The 13,202-nt window shown below is 67.8% G+C and carries 16 protein-coding genes; all 16 read right to left on the reverse strand.

The window, feature by feature from the left end:
* Positions 1 to 25: 25 nt before the first annotated feature.
* Positions 26 to 511 carry an NADH-quinone oxidoreductase subunit NuoI gene (gene nuoI / locus K7957_RS04835; RefSeq protein ID WP_223010791.1) on the reverse strand — a complete coding sequence of 162 codons (486 nt, stop codon included), beginning with the start codon at positions 509 to 511 and terminating at the stop codon, positions 26 to 28.
* A 2-nt stretch (positions 512 to 513) separates the two neighbouring features.
* Positions 514 to 1,560: an NADH-quinone oxidoreductase subunit NuoH gene (gene nuoH / locus K7957_RS04840; protein ID WP_223010792.1), complete on the reverse strand. Its 1,047-nt coding sequence runs from the start codon at positions 1,558 to 1,560 to the stop codon at positions 514 to 516.
* The gene (gene nuoG / locus K7957_RS04845) at positions 1,557 to 3,551 is read right to left on the reverse strand and encodes an NADH-quinone oxidoreductase subunit NuoG (protein ID WP_223010793.1); all 1,995 of its coding nucleotides are present in this window, start codon (positions 3,549 to 3,551) and stop codon (positions 1,557 to 1,559) included. Before nuoG ends, nuoH begins: the two co-directional genes overlap by 4 nt.
* The gene (gene nuoF / locus K7957_RS04850) at positions 3,551 to 4,861 is read right to left on the reverse strand and encodes an NADH-quinone oxidoreductase subunit NuoF (RefSeq protein WP_223010794.1); all 1,311 of its coding nucleotides are present in this window, start codon (positions 4,859 to 4,861) and stop codon (positions 3,551 to 3,553) included. The genes nuoG and nuoF overlap by 1 nt, the downstream gene beginning before the upstream one ends.
* On the reverse strand, positions 4,861 to 5,094 hold the full coding sequence (locus K7957_RS04855) for a hypothetical protein (protein ID WP_223010795.1): 234 nt from the start codon (positions 5,092 to 5,094) through the stop codon (positions 4,861 to 4,863). The genes nuoF and K7957_RS04855 overlap by 1 nt, the downstream gene beginning before the upstream one ends.
* Positions 5,094 to 5,765: a complex I 24 kDa subunit family protein gene (locus K7957_RS04860; protein WP_223010796.1), complete on the reverse strand. Its 672-nt coding sequence runs from the start codon at positions 5,763 to 5,765 to the stop codon at positions 5,094 to 5,096. The genes K7957_RS04855 and K7957_RS04860 overlap by 1 nt, the downstream gene beginning before the upstream one ends.
* Complete coding sequence (locus K7957_RS04865; RefSeq protein ID WP_219753153.1) at positions 5,765 to 5,995, reverse strand: hypothetical protein; 231 nt, start codon at positions 5,993 to 5,995, stop codon at positions 5,765 to 5,767. The genes K7957_RS04860 and K7957_RS04865 overlap by 1 nt, the downstream gene beginning before the upstream one ends.
* Entirely contained in the window at positions 5,992 to 7,272 is a 1,281-nt protein-coding gene (locus K7957_RS04870) for an NADH-quinone oxidoreductase subunit D (protein WP_246616646.1), read from the reverse strand. Before K7957_RS04870 ends, K7957_RS04865 begins: the two co-directional genes overlap by 4 nt.
* The gene (locus tag K7957_RS04875) at positions 7,269 to 8,117 is read right to left on the reverse strand and encodes an NADH-quinone oxidoreductase subunit C (protein WP_223010797.1); all 849 of its coding nucleotides are present in this window, start codon (positions 8,115 to 8,117) and stop codon (positions 7,269 to 7,271) included. The genes K7957_RS04870 and K7957_RS04875 overlap by 4 nt, the downstream gene beginning before the upstream one ends.
* Complete coding sequence (locus tag K7957_RS04880; RefSeq protein WP_425517153.1) at positions 8,114 to 8,683, reverse strand: NuoB/complex I 20 kDa subunit family protein; 570 nt, start codon at positions 8,681 to 8,683, stop codon at positions 8,114 to 8,116. Before K7957_RS04880 ends, K7957_RS04875 begins: the two co-directional genes overlap by 4 nt.
* The gene (gene ndhC / locus K7957_RS04885) at positions 8,674 to 9,048 is read right to left on the reverse strand and encodes an NADH-quinone oxidoreductase subunit A (RefSeq protein WP_223010798.1); all 375 of its coding nucleotides are present in this window, start codon (positions 9,046 to 9,048) and stop codon (positions 8,674 to 8,676) included. Before ndhC ends, K7957_RS04880 begins: the two co-directional genes overlap by 10 nt.
* 145 nt (positions 9,049 to 9,193) lie before the next feature.
* A complete protein-coding gene (locus K7957_RS04890; protein WP_223010799.1) occupies positions 9,194 to 10,006 on the reverse strand; it encodes an inositol monophosphatase family protein in 813 nt (270 codons plus the stop codon).
* A gap of 118 nt (positions 10,007 to 10,124) precedes the next feature.
* Positions 10,125 to 10,688 carry an elongation factor P gene (gene efp / locus K7957_RS04895; RefSeq protein WP_219753150.1) on the reverse strand — a complete coding sequence of 188 codons (564 nt, stop codon included), beginning with the start codon at positions 10,686 to 10,688 and terminating at the stop codon, positions 10,125 to 10,127.
* Positions 10,689 to 10,756: 68 nt separating this feature from the next.
* Positions 10,757 to 11,362: a M23 family metallopeptidase gene (locus K7957_RS04900; RefSeq protein WP_223010800.1), complete on the reverse strand. Its 606-nt coding sequence runs from the start codon at positions 11,360 to 11,362 to the stop codon at positions 10,757 to 10,759.
* A gap of 7 nt (positions 11,363 to 11,369) precedes the next feature.
* Positions 11,370 to 12,374: a L,D-transpeptidase family protein gene (locus K7957_RS04905; RefSeq protein WP_223010801.1), complete on the reverse strand. Its 1,005-nt coding sequence runs from the start codon at positions 12,372 to 12,374 to the stop codon at positions 11,370 to 11,372.
* A 39-nt stretch (positions 12,375 to 12,413) separates the two neighbouring features.
* Positions 12,414 to 13,103 (reverse strand): thiamine phosphate synthase, encoded by a 690-nt coding sequence (gene thiE, locus K7957_RS04910; RefSeq protein WP_223010802.1) that lies wholly within the window; start codon positions 13,101 to 13,103, stop codon positions 12,414 to 12,416.
* Positions 13,104 to 13,202 lie beyond the last annotated feature (99 nt).

The raw sequence follows: 13,202 nt of genomic DNA on the forward strand, positions 1-13,202 counted from the left end.
TCGACCCCTGAAATCACGCGAGCGCCTACCGGTACGGCGCGTCGGCGGCAAGGTTGGCCGCGATCGCGCGCTCCCAGCGGTCGCCGTTGTCGAGCAGCTTGGCCTTGTCGTAGATCAGCTCCTCGCGCGTCTCGGTGGCGAACTCGAAGTTCGGCCCCTCGACCACCGCGTCGACCGGGCACGCCTCGGCGCACAGGCCGCAGTAGATGCACTTGGTCATGTCGATGTCGTAGCGCGTCGTGCGGCGGCTGCCGTCGTCGCGCGGCTCGGCCTCGATCGTGATCGCCTGCGCCGGGCACACCGCCTCGCACAGTTTGCACGCGATGCAGCGCTCCTCGCCGTTGGGATAGCGGCGCAGCGCGTGCTCGCCGCGGAAGCGCGGGCTGATCGGATTCTTCTCGAACGGATAGTTGATCGTCGCCTTCGGCTTGAAGAAATACTTCAGCGTCAGCGCGTGCGCCTTCACGAACTCGTAGAGCGTGAACGCCTTGATCGTCTGCGCGATACCCATCTTCAAACTCCCACGCGCATGAACATCAGCACGCCCGACACCAGGAACACCCAGAACAGCGACAGCGGCAGGAACACCTTCCACCCCAGCCGCATCAGCTGGTCGTAGCGGTAGCGCGGCACCGTCGCCTTGATCCACGAGAACACGAAGAAGAAGAACAGGATCTTGGCGAACAGCCAGATGATCCCTGGCACCGCGTAGAGCGGTGCCCAGTCGAGCGGCGGCAGGTAGCCACCCCAGAACAGCGTGGCGTTGAGCGTGCACATTAGCAGCACGTTCGCGTACTCGCCGAGCCAGTAGAGCGCGAACGCCATCGAGCTGTACTCGGTCTGGTAGCCCGCGACGAGCTCGCTCTCCGCCTCGGTGAGGTCGAACGGCGCGCGCTGCGTCTCCGCCAGCGACGAGATCAGGAACACGACGCTCATCGGGAACAGCAGGGGATTGAACCCGAAACCGTTGATGAAACCGTACAACCCACGCTGAGCCTGGACGATGCCGGTCAGGTTGAACGTCCCCGCCCACATCACCACCGAGATCAGCACGAAGCCGATCGCGACCTCGTAGCTCACCATCTGCGCCGCGGCGCGGATCGCCGAGAAGAACGGGTATTTCGAGTTGGACGACCAGCCGGCGAGGATGATGCCGTACACGCCGAGCGACGAGGCCGCGAGCACGTAGAGCAGCCCGACGTTGATGTCGGCGAGCACCACGCTCGGCTGGAACGGGACCACCGCCCAGACGATCAGCGCCACCGTGAAGGTGATGATCGGCGCGAGCAGGAACAGCCCGCGGTTCGCCGCCGAGGGGACGATCGTCTCCTGCAGGAATACCTTGAGCCCGTCCGCGAACGACTGGAGCAGCCCGAACGGCCCGACCACGTTGGGGCCGCGGCGCAGCGCCATCGCCGCCCAGATCTTGCGGTCGGCGTAGATGATCATCGCCACCGACAGCATCAACGGCAGCGCGATCGCGAGGATGCCCACGATCGTCGCCAGGAACCACGCCCAGCCATAAGGCAGGCCCAGCGAAGTGTTGAAGAAGCTGGTCACTCCGCCGCCTCCGCGAAACTCTCACCATGGACCAGTTCGGCCGAGCAGCGCTGCATCGTCGGCGACGCGCGGCAGATCGCGTTGGTGAGGTAGAAGTCCTTGATCGGATAGCCGTCGAGCACGCCCTCGGCGGTGCCGCCGAGCGCCGGCGGGTTCCACGCGAAGGTCTTCAGACCCAGCGTCGACAGCTCGGGGCAGTCGAGCGCCATCGCCGCGCGCAGCTCGTCGATCGTGTCGAACGCCAAAGTGCAGCCGAGCTTCTCGCTGAGCGCGCGGAAGATCGTCCAGTCCTCGCGCGCGTCGCCCGGCGGGAACACCGCGCGCTCGCCGCGCTGCACGCGCCCCTCGAGGTTGACGTAGGTGCCCGACTTCTCGGCATAGCTCGCCGCCGGCAGGATCACGTCGGCGTGGTGCGCGCCGCGATCGCCGTGGTGGCCGACATAGACCTTGAAGCCGGTGAAGCGCGCGTGGTCGCACTCGTCGGCGCCGAGGAAGAAGCTGAGCTTGGCGTCATACAGCGCCGCGATCCCGGCCTTCTGCGCAAAGCCGAGCATCAGCCCGCCCATCCGGCTAGCGGCCATGTGGACGACGTTGAAGCCGTTCCACCCGTCCTTCACCAGGCCCAGCTTGTCGACCAGCGCGAGCGCCGCGCCGTGCGCGCCCTTGAGCGCGGCGCCGCCGACGATCACCATCGGCTTGGCCGCGCCGGCGAACGCCTCGGTGACGCGCTCCGGCAGGCTGCCGAGCACCGCCAGATCCGCGCCGAGCCACTCGACCTTGTAGGTCAGCTCGGTCTCGGGGCCGATCGCGAAGACCTTGGCGCCCTTCTTGATCGCCTTGCGGATGCGCGTGTTCACCAGCGGCGCCTCCCAGCGCAGGTTGGTGCCGATCAGCAGGATCGCGTCCGCCTCCTCGGTGCCCGCGATCGTGGTGTTGAAGTTCACCGCGGCGAGGCTCGACGTGTCATAGTCCATGCCGGTCTGCCGCCCCTCGAGCAGCGACGAGCCGAGCTCCTTGAGCAGCGCCTTGGCCGCGAACATCGTCTCGCAGTCGACCAGGTCACCCGCTACCGCCGCGACCGAGCCGCCGTGGTCGACCGAAGCGATCGCGGCGAACGCCTCGTCCCAGGTCACCGGATGGAGCTTGCCGTCGCGCCGCACATAGGGGCGATCGAGCCGCTTGCGCACCAGGCCGTCGACGGCGTGGCGCGTCTTGTCGGTCGCCCACTCCTCGTTGACCTCGTCGTTGACGCGCGGGACGCAGCGCAGCACCTGCCGCCCGCGGCTGTCGAGCCGGATGTTGGTGCCGACCGCGTCCATCACGTCGATCGTCAGCGTCTTGCGCAGCTCCCACGGGCGCGCCTCGAAGGCGTAGGGCTTGCTGGTCAGCGCGCCGACCGGGCACAAATCGACGACATTGCCCGACAGCTCGCTCGACACCGCCTCCTCGAGATAGGAGGTGATCTGCATGTTCTCGCCGCGGTAGATCGCGCCGATCTCCTCGACCCCGGCGACCTCCTCGGCGAAGCGGACGCAGCGCGTGCACTGGATGCAGCGGGTCATGATCGTCTTGACGATCGGGCCCATGTACTTCTCGGTCACCGCGCGCTTGTTCTCGGCGTAGCGCGAGTGGCCGCGGCCGTAGGCGACCGACTGGTCCTGCAGGTCGCACTCGCCGCCCTGATCGCAGATCGGGCAGTCGAGCGGGTGGTTGATCAGCAGGAATTCCATGATGCCCTCGCGGGCATGCTTCACCATCGGCGTGGTGGTGAAGATCTCCTGGTTCTCCGCGGCGGGCAGCGCGCACGAGGCCTGCGGCTTGGGCGGCCCCGGCTTCACCTCGACGAGGCACATCCGGCAGTTGCCCGCGATCGACAGCCGCTCGTGGTAACAGAAGCGCGGGATCTCCTTGCCGGCCAGCTCGCACGCCTGCAGCACGGTGGCACCCTGCGGCACCTCGATCTCGACTCCGTCGACTTTGACCTTTGGCATTACTCGGCAGCTTCCTGCATCGGGGCCAGGTCGCCCCCGTTTCCGTTGCGGTCGTTGATCCGGCGCTCCAGCTCGGGGCGGAAGTGGCGGATCAGACCCTGGATCGGCCACGCCGCGGCGTCGCCGAGCGCGCAGATCGAATGGCCCTCGACCTGCTTGGTCACCTGCTGGAGCATGTCGATCTCGGAGATGTCGGCGTCGCCGGTACGCAGCCGCTCCATCACGCGCCACATCCAGCCGGTGCCCTCGCGGCACGGCGTGCACTGGCCGCAGCTCTCGTGCTTGTAGAAGTAGGACAGCCGGCTGATCGCGCGGACGACGTCGGTCGACTTGTCCATCACGATCACCGCGGCGGTGCCGAGCCCCGAGCCTACCGCCTTGAGGCCGTCGAAGTCCATCGGCGCGTCCATGATGTCCTTGGCGGGCACCAGCGGCACCGACGAGCCGCCCGGGATCACCGCGAGCAGGTTGTCCCAGCCGCCGCGGATGCCGCCGCAATGTTTCTCGATCAGCTCGCGGAAGGGGATGCTCATCGCCTCCTCGACCACGCACGGCGTGTTCACGTGGCCCGAGATCTGGAAGAGCTTGGTGCCGCGGTTGTTCTCCGCGCCGAAGCTGGAGAACCACTCGGCGCCGCGGCGCAGGATCGTCGGCGCCACCGCGATCGACTCGACGTTGTTCACCGTCGTCGGGCAGCCGTACAGGCCGGCCCCCGCCGGGAACGGCGGCTTGAGCCGCGGCTGGCCCTTCTTGCCCTCGAGGCTCTCCAGCATCGCGGTCTCTTCGCCGCAGATATAGGCGCCCGCGCCGCGGTGGACGAAGACGTCGAAGTCATAGCCCGAGCCGCAGGCGTTCTTGCCCACCAGCCCCTTGTCATAGGCCTCGGCGACCGCGGCGAAGAGCGTCTCCGCCTCGCGGATATATTCGCCGCGGATGTAGATGTACGCGGCGCGCGCGCGCATCGCGAAGCCAGCGACCAGCGCGCCCTCGATCAGCTTGTGCGGATCGTGACGGATGATCTCGCGGTCCTTGCACGAACCCGGCTCGGACTCGTCGGCGTTGATCACCAGGAAGTTCGGCCGGTCGGGCTTGGGCTCCTTGGGCATGAACGACCATTTGGTGCCGGTCGGGAACCCGGCCCCGCCGCGCCCGCGCAGACCCGACGCCTTGACGACGTCGATGATCTTGTCCTGCCCCAGCTCGAGCAGCGCCTTGGTATTGTCCCAGTCGCCGCGCGCCATCGCGGCGTCGAGCCGCCACGACTGATAGCCGTAGACGTTGGTGAAGATGCGGTCCTTGTCGGCGAGCATCACGCGTTCCCATTCCGCAGGTCGATCCGGCGCTCGATCCGGTCGAGCCTGCCCTCGATCCGGTCCAGCCGATGCGTGATCCCGGCGTTCGACACGGTCAGGCCCGAGAGATGGTCCTCCACCGGCGCCATGCGCATCTTCAGGTCACCCAGTTCCAGGCCGAACGAGTCCATCTTGCCGTTCAGCCGCTTGAGCAGCTCCAAGGTGTGGCCGGCGATGTCGATCTCACCCATCACGCCCACTCCCCACGATAGTCGTGGTTCTCGGTCACCATCGCGGTCAGCGAGGTCGGGCCGCCCTTGGGTTCGACGGTGTGGCGGCCGGGCTCCTGCGTGCCGGACTTGGGCGTTTGGCCATGGGCGAGCGCCTCGATGATCGCGACGGTGCGATCGTAATCGAGGTCCTCGTAATTGTCGTCGTTGATCTGGACCATCGGCGCCGAGGCGCAATTGCCCATACACTCCACCTCGGTGAGCGTGAACAGGCCGTCGGGCGTCGTCTTGCCCTTGATCAGCCCCTTGTTCTTGCACGCCGCGAGCACGTCGTCCGAGCCGCGCAGCAGGCAAGGCGTGGTGCCGCACACCTGGACGTGGAAGCGGCCGACCGGCGCGAGGTTGAACATCGTGTAGAAGGTCGCGACCTCGTACACGCGCATGTACGGCACGCCGATCTCGCGCGCGACGAACTCGATGACGGGCACGGGCAGCCAGCCCTGCGTCTGCGTCTCGGCGCCGACCTGGCGCTGCGCGAGATCGAGCAGCGGGATCGAGGCGGACTGCTCGCGTCCCTTGGGATAGCGCGCGAGGATCGCGTCGCGCTTGGCGCGGCTGTCGTCATTCCACTGGAACGCGCCCCAGCGCGCGCGGGTCTCGGCCTCGTCGGGGATGGTAGGTGCGTCGGCCATCAGCGGTGTTCCGTAAGGTCGAGGCGGTTCTCGATCCGCTCGACACGATCATTGAGACGATCGAGGCGACTGTTCACGCCCGATGTCGCGATAAGAGAGCTGCCGAGATGCTCCTCGACCATCGTCATCCGCACCTTGAGGTCCCGGACGTCGAACTTCAGCTCCGACACATCGGTCTGCACCTTCTGCAGCACCGAGTAGATCAACTCGTTGGTGACCGCCGTCGTCAACGATCGCACTCGCCGAACACGATATCCATCGCACCCAGGATCGCGGTGGTGTCCGCGAGCATGTGGCCGCGGCTCATGAAGTCCATCGCCTGGAGGTGCGAGAAAGCGGTCGGCCGGATCTTGCAGCGATACGGCTTGTTCGAGCCGTCGCTCACCAGGTACACGCCGAACTCGCCCTTGGGGCTCTCGGTCGCGACATAGACCTCGCCCGCGGGGACGTGATAGCCCTCGGTGTACAGCTTGAAGTGGTGGATCAGCGCCTCCATCGAGCGCTTCATCTCGGCGCGCTTGGGCGGCACCACCTTGCGGTCGGTCGAGGCGATCGGCCCCTCCGGCATCTCGGCGAGGCACTGCTTCATGATCCGCGCCGACTGGCGGACCTCCTCGACGCGCACCATGAAGCGATCGTAGCAGTCGCCGCGCGTGCCCACCGGCACGTCGAAGTCCATCCGATCGTAAACGTCATAGGGCTGCGACTTGCGCAGGTCCCACGGGATGCCCGCGGCGCGGATCATCGGCCCCGAGAAGCCCCAGCGGATCGCGTCCTCGCGGCTCACCGTCGCGATGTCGACGTTGCGCTGCTTGAAGATGCGGTTGTCCGCGACGAGGCTGATCGCGTCCTCGAACAGGCGCGGCAGCCGCGTGTCGAGCCAGTCGGCGATGTCGGTCAGCAGCTTGAGCGGCACATCCTGGTGGACGCCGCCGGGGCGGAAATAATTGTGGTGCATCCGCGCGCCGGTGGCGCGCTCGAGGAAGCCGTAGCAATCCTCGCGGACCTCGAACAGCCACAGGTTCGGCGTCATCGCGCCGACGTCCATGACGTGCGAGCCCAGGTTGAGCATGTGGTTCGAGATGCGCGTCAGCTCGGCGAAGAAGACGCGCAGGTATTGCGCGCGGATCGGCACCTCGATGTCGAGCAGTTTCTCGATCGCGAGCACGAACGTATGTTCCATGCACGCGGGCGAGCAATAATCGAGCCGGTCGAAATACGGGATCGCCTGCGCGTAGGTCTTGTATTCGATCAGCTTCTCGGTGCCGCGATGCAACAGCCCGACGTGCGGATCGATCCGCTCGATGATCTCGCCGTCCAGCTCCATCACGAGGCGGAGCACGCCGTGCGCCGCGGGATGCTGCGGCCCGAAGTTGATCGTGTAATTCTGGATCGCGACGTCGCCCTCGGTGGGGTGCGAGGCGTCGGTGGCGTGGAGGATCTTCTCCAGCGCGGGATCGACCTCGTGGTCGACCGCCTGATCCTTATCGACGAGCATGTCGGTCATTGGTTCTGCCCTCCGCCCTTCGTCGGCACGACGTCGGGTGCGGCCGGCTTGGGCGCGCCGGCGGATTCATCTCGACCCGCGCCGGTCTCGGCGGTGCTGGTCGCGTCCTTCTTGGCGTACGGCTCGCTCGACGCGGGCGCCGCCTGCTTCGGCGTCTCGGTCGTGCCAGCCTTCTGGATCTCGGTCGCGGTCACGGGCGTCGGCGCACCCTTGGCCTCGGGCAGCTTCGCCTTCTCGTCGCCGGGCAACACGTATTCCGCGCCTTCCCACGGGCTCATGAAGTCGAAGTTGCGGAAATCCTGCGCGAGCTTCACCGGCTCGTACACGACGCGCTTCTGCTCCTCGGAATAGCGCATCTCGACGAAGCCGCTCAGCGGGAAGTCCTTGCGGAACGGATGGCCACGAAAGCCATAATCGGTGAGGATGCGGCGCAGGTCGCGGTTGCCCGCGAACAGCACGCCGAACATGTCGTACACCTCGCGCTCGAGCCAGCCGGCGACCGGCCACAGCTCGGTGACGGACGGCACCGGCGTGTCCTCGGTCGCGCCGACATGGACGTGGAGCCGGTGATTGCGCGTCAGCGACAGCAGACAATAGACCACCTCGAAGCGCTCGGCGCGATCCGGATAATCGACGCCCGCTATCTCCATCAGCTGCTGATACTCGAGCCCCGGCGTATCGCGCAGCGCGGTCAGCGCGGGCACCAGCGCCTCGCGCGTGACGTGCAGCTGCACCTCGCCCGCGATCTCGACCGCGTCGAGCAGGCCGGCGCCGATCACGCCGCGGGCGGACTCGATCGTCGCCTGGTTGAGGTTCGCCGCGTAAGCGGGAGCGGGCGCCCTCACCGTTCGATGCTCCCCGAGCGACGAATCTTCCGCTGCAGCTGCATCACCCCGTACAGCAGCGCTTCCGCGGTCGGCGGGCAGCCGGGCACGTAGATATCGACCGGAACCACGCGGTCGCAGCCGCGCACGACGCTGTAGCTATAGTGATAATAGCCGCCGCCGTTGGCGCAGGAGCCCATCGAGATGACGTACTTCGGCTCGGACATCTGGTCGTAGACCTTGCGCAGCGCCGGTGCCATCTTGTTGCACAGCGTGCCCGCCACGATCATCACGTCCGACTGGCGCGGCGACGCGCGCGGTGCGGCGCCGAACCGCTCCATGTCGTAGCGCGGCATGTTGACGTGGATCATCTCCACCGCGCAGCAGGCCAGGCCGAAGGTCATCCACCAGAGCGAGCCGGTGCGCGCCCATTGGAACAGGTCCTCGGTCGAGGTGACCAGGAAGCCCTTGTCGTTGAGCTCGCCGTTGAGGCCATCGAAGAAGCCCTGGTCAGGCGTGACGATGCCGCCCGCGGGCTCCGGATTGTTGACGAGCCCGATCGGCCCGGAATGCGCCTCTACTCCCACTCCAGCGCTCCCTTCTTCCATGCATATACAAGGCCGAGCGCGAGTTCGGCGATGAAGATCATCATCGAGAACCACGCCGTCCATCCCAGCGTGAACACGCTTACCGCCCAGGGATATAGGAAGGCCGCTTCGAGATCGAAGATGATGAACAGGATGGCAACGAGATAAAACCGAACGTCGAACTGCGAGCGGCTGTCCTCGAAGGCGGGGAAGCCGCATTCATATTCGGACAGCTTCTCGGGCGTCGGCTTGGCGGTGCCGGTCAGCTTGGCGACCGCCATCGGCAGGAACACGAACGCGCTCGACAGCAGGAGCGCCACTCCCAGGAACAGGAGGATCGGCAGATATTGCGACAGATCGACCACTATGTCTCTCTCGCCTCTCTCGCAGGTGCGAATGGAATGCGGACGCTCTAGACCCCTGCCCAAGAGGGGGCAAGGCCGCGAGCGGTGAGAATGAATCGCAGGTGAACTGGCGACGCGCCGGCGCACGGCGCGCCTGCCCGGCGGCTTAGCGGAGCGCCTGTGCCACCATCTTGTGGAGCTTGGAATGGAGCCCGTCATTGGCGGCGAGGAACTCGTTGCGCTCGATCGGCTTGTCGCCGCCGCGATAGTCGGTGACGAAGCCGCCCGCCTCCTTCACCAGCAGCATGCCCGCGGCGACGTCCCACAGCTTGAGGTCGCTCTCCCAGTAAGCGTCGAACCGCCCCGCCGCGACCCAGGCGAGGTCGAGCGCGGCGGCACCGAGCCGGCGGATGCCCGCGACCTGCGGCGCCACCGCCCCGAAGATACGCGTCCATTGCACGAAGTCACCGTGCCCCATGAAGGGGATGCCCGTCGCCACCAGCGCCTCGGACGGGTCGCGCCGCGACGACACGCGCAGCCGCTGGTCCTGCAGCCACGCGCCGCGGCCCTTCTCGGCCCAGAAGCTCTCGTCGGTGAGCGGCTGGTAGATCAATCCGGTGGTGATCTCGCGCTTGCCGTTGGCCAGCGGCTCCTCGACCGCGATCGAGATGCAGAAGTGCGGCACGCCGTGGAGGAAGTTGCTGGTGCCGTCGAGCGGGTCGATGATGAAGCGCGGCTTGCTCGGATCGCCCTCGATCGTACCGCCCTCCTCCATCACGAAACCCCAGTCGGGTCGCGCCTTGGAGAGCTCGTCATACAGCGTCCGCTCGGCGCGCTGGTCGGCCTGGCTCACGAAGTCGGCGGGGCCCTTGCGGCTCACCTGGAGGTGCTGAACCTCGTTGAAGTCGCGGCGCAGCCGCGGCGCCGCCTTGCGCGCGGCGCGCTCGATGACCGTGATCAGGCCGGAATGGGAAGGCATACGTTCATTCTCCTCCCCCTGCCCCGGAGAGGATGCCGGGCCGGAGGGACATAGGGCGGTACTATCTAGGGCCGCCCCCTCACCCCGCCGCCCTCATCGAGGGCGGGATCGTCTCTCGTCAGTCAGCGCGGCGGACGTAGGTCTGCTCGTAGACGTCGACGACGATGCGCGTGCCGCTGCTGATGTGCGGCGGCACCATCACGCGCACGCCATTGTCGAGGATCGCGGGCTTGTAGCTCGACGAGGCGGTCTGCCCCTTCACCACCGCGTCGGCCTCGACGATCGTCGCCTCGATCGTGTCGGGCAGCTGCACGCTGATCGGCTCCTCGTCGTGAAGCTCCATCACCACGTCCATCCCGTCCTGCAGGAAGGCGGCGGCGTCGCCGAGCAGGTCGCGCGGCAGCGTCACCTGGTCGTAGGTGTCCTTGTCCATGAACACCAGGCCCTCGCCCTCGGCGAACAGGAACTGGAAGTCCTTGGTGTCGAGGCGGACGCGCTCTACCGTCTCGGCCGAGCGGAAGCGGACGTTGTTCTTGCGGCCGTCGCGCAGGTTCTTGAGCTCGACCTGCATGTACGCACCGCCCTTGCCGGGCTGTGTGTGCTGGATCTTGACCGCGCGCCAGATGCCGCCTTCGTACTCGATGATGTTGCCGGGACGAATGTCCACGCCGCTGATCTTCATGGGGACGTGCCTATGTCAACTGAACTGGGGCACCGCCGCTGGTCAGCGGGGCGCCGGGTGGCGCGGCTCTAGCGGCTGGCGGGGCTTACGGCAAGGTAAGGATAGGGATCGAGCGGCTCGCCCTGCCACCAGCGCGCGCCCGCGGGCATGCGGCTGAGCCCGAAATGGAGGTGGTAATTGCCCGGTCCCGCGTCGCCGGTGTCGCCGACATAGGCGATCACCTGCCCGCCGCGCACCGCCTGCCCCTCGGCGAGGCCGGGGGCGTAGCCGGAGAGATGCGCGTAATAGAACTCCCACGCGCCGTCCGCCGAGCGCTGGTAGACCGTGGTGCCGCCGAGCCCGCTCTGGAACAGCTTCTCCACACGCCCGTCCGCCGCGGCGAGCACCGGGGTCCCGGCAGGCGCCATGATGTCGAGCCCCTGGTGCCCTCGCGTGCCGCCGCCGCGCGTGTCGCCCCAGGACGAGCGCAGCGCGGCGCGCGCGACGCCCGCGACCGGCACGAGCAGCTTGCCCGGTACGGCCGCCACCGGGGTCGGCGCCGCGGCCGGCGTGGCCGAGACCGCCGGCGCGCCGCCTTCCCTCGCGCGCCCGGGCCGATGCGGTTCGAGCAGCGACACGAACCCCGCCACAGCGACGACGATCAGCGCCAAGATGCCCCAGCCGAGCCTCGTCACATACGCCTCACGCCTGGAACACCGCCTTGGCGCCGTTGCCGATCATCAGCGTCAACCGCGCCACGTCCCAGTTCGCCATGCGGATGCAGCCGTGGCTCTCGCTGCGGCCGATGGTCGAGGGCTCGGGCGTGCCGTGGATGCCGTAATGCGGCTTCGAGAGATCGATCCACACCACGCCGACGGGCCCGTTCGGCCCCGGCGGCAGCATCGCCTTCTGGTCGTTCTTCTTGGAGTCCCAGAACAGCGAGGGATTGTAGTGGAACTTGGGGTTATAGTCCTTGCCCTGGATCTTCCACGTGCCGAGCGGCAGCGGGTCGTGCTCGCTCCCCGTCGTCACCGGAAATTGCGCGATCAGCTTGCCCGCCTTGTCGAGCACCCGCAGCGACCCTTCCGACTTGTCGACGACGATGCTGTCGCCCTGCGGCGAGGCGGCGTCGACGTTGAGCATGGTCAGCGTCTGGCGCCACTCGGGCTTGATCTCGCCGGGGTAATTGCGCGAGGTCGGCAGCGCGTTGGGGAAGGTCACCGTCGCGCCCTGCGCGATCCGCGTCGCGGGCGAGTTGAGCGCCATCAGCACCGCGGGGGTGGTATGGAACATCTCGGCCAGCTTCTCCATCGGCGAGCGATAACCGAGCGTCGGCAGCTCGGCCTGCTTATTATAGTCGTGCGGGATCGCGCCGAGGAACGGACCGCGCACCATATCGGCGGTCAGCTTGATCGTGACGGTCGGCCGCGCCGCGCGATAGGGGTAGAGCGCGCGCATCGTCGCCGCATCGGGCTTGCCCGTCCTGGGCAGACCGCGGCTCTCCTGGAACCCGCGCAGCGCGAGCTCGAGCGACTGCCCGCCGCGCCCGTCCAGGATTCCCGGCGCGAAGCCGAGATGGTCGAGAATCACCTGCACGTGGAGGATGTTACGATCGAGCGGCGGCGCGGCGGCCGGCGCCTGCGCGGCGGCCACGACGGGAGCTAGGGCCGCGGCCGCAGCCGCGGCGAGAAGAGACTTGAATCGCATCGGCACCACCTCTCACGAACATGTGGGAGGCGTAACGACTCAGCCGCGTCGCGGCTCCAGCAGATCGGCGAAGGCGCGCACCGCCGCCGCCTCGTCGCCGCCCCATACCGCACCCGACACCGCGAGGAAGTCGGCGCCCGCGGCGACCAGCGGCGCGGCGTTGGCGGGCGTGATGCCGCCGATCGCCACCCCGGGCAGCTCGAACACCGCCGACCACCACGACAGGATCACGGGATCGGCACGATGCTTCACCTCCTTGGTGGTGGTGGGATAGAAGCTGCCGAACGCGACATAGTCGGCGCCCGCCTCGCCCGCCTCCATCGCGAGGTGACGGCTGTCGTGGCAGGTCACGCCGATCTGGACCGAGGGCCCCAGGATCGCGCGCGCCTCGCGCGCGTCGCCGTCCTCCTGCCCGAGGTGGACGCCGTCGGCGCCGAGCCGCTTGGCGAGGCTGACGCTGTCGTTGACGATGAAGGCGACGTCACGCTCGGCGCAGATCGCCTGAAGCGGCTCGGCGAGCCGCGCCGCCTGATGCTGGTCCACGTCCTTGACGCGGAACTGGAACGCCGCGACCGGGCCGGCGTCGAGCGCGCGCGCGAGCCGGTCGGGGAAGGCGCCGGTCACGTCCAGTGGCGAGATCAGGTAGAGCTGGCACGGTGGCCGGCGATCGTCGCGCTTGAAGTTGACGGCGAAATCGGGGTCGAGCGGGCCGAGCGGGTCGTCTGTCATGTGCGTGCGACTAGCGGGTCAGGCGCGCGGGGGGAAGCGGGGCCGGTCCTGGTGTCAGCCCCACGTCTGGCGTGCCGAGGCGGAGGCCGGAGAGCAGTC

This window comes from Sphingomonas yunnanensis (assembly GCF_019898765.1).
GTDB classification, from domain to species: Bacteria; Pseudomonadota; Alphaproteobacteria; order Sphingomonadales; family Sphingomonadaceae; genus Sphingomonas; species Sphingomonas yunnanensis.

Bases quoted from the DNA above. Each gene is read 5' to 3' on its own strand.
- nuoF (WP_223010794.1), bottom strand. From the start codon at position 4,861: ATGCTCGCCGACAAGGACCGCATCTTCACCAACGTCTACGGCTATCAG.
- nuoG (WP_223010793.1), bottom strand. From the start codon at position 3,551: ATGCCAAAGGTCAAAGTCGACGGAGTCGAGATCGAGGTGCCGCAGGGT.
- K7957_RS04855 (WP_223010795.1), bottom strand. From the start codon at position 5,094: ATGGGTGAGATCGACATCGCCGGCCACACCTTGGAGCTGCTCAAGCGG.
- K7957_RS04860 (WP_223010796.1), bottom strand. From the start codon at position 5,765: ATGGCCGACGCACCTACCATCCCCGACGAGGCCGAGACCCGCGCGCGC.
- efp (WP_219753150.1), bottom strand. From the start codon at position 10,688: ATGAAGATCAGCGGCGTGGACATTCGTCCCGGCAACATCATCGAGTAC.
- K7957_RS04890 (WP_223010799.1), bottom strand. From the start codon at position 10,006: ATGCCTTCCCATTCCGGCCTGATCACGGTCATCGAGCGCGCCGCGCGC.
- thiE (WP_223010802.1), bottom strand. From the start codon at position 13,103: ATGACAGACGACCCGCTCGGCCCGCTCGACCCCGATTTCGCCGTCAAC.
- K7957_RS04870 (WP_246616646.1), bottom strand. From the start codon at position 7,272: ATGACCGACATGCTCGTCGATAAGGATCAGGCGGTCGACCACGAGGTC.
- K7957_RS04905 (WP_223010801.1), bottom strand. From the start codon at position 12,374: ATGCGATTCAAGTCTCTTCTCGCCGCGGCTGCGGCCGCGGCCCTAGCT.
- nuoI (WP_223010791.1), bottom strand. From the start codon at position 511: ATGGGTATCGCGCAGACGATCAAGGCGTTCACGCTCTACGAGTTCGTG.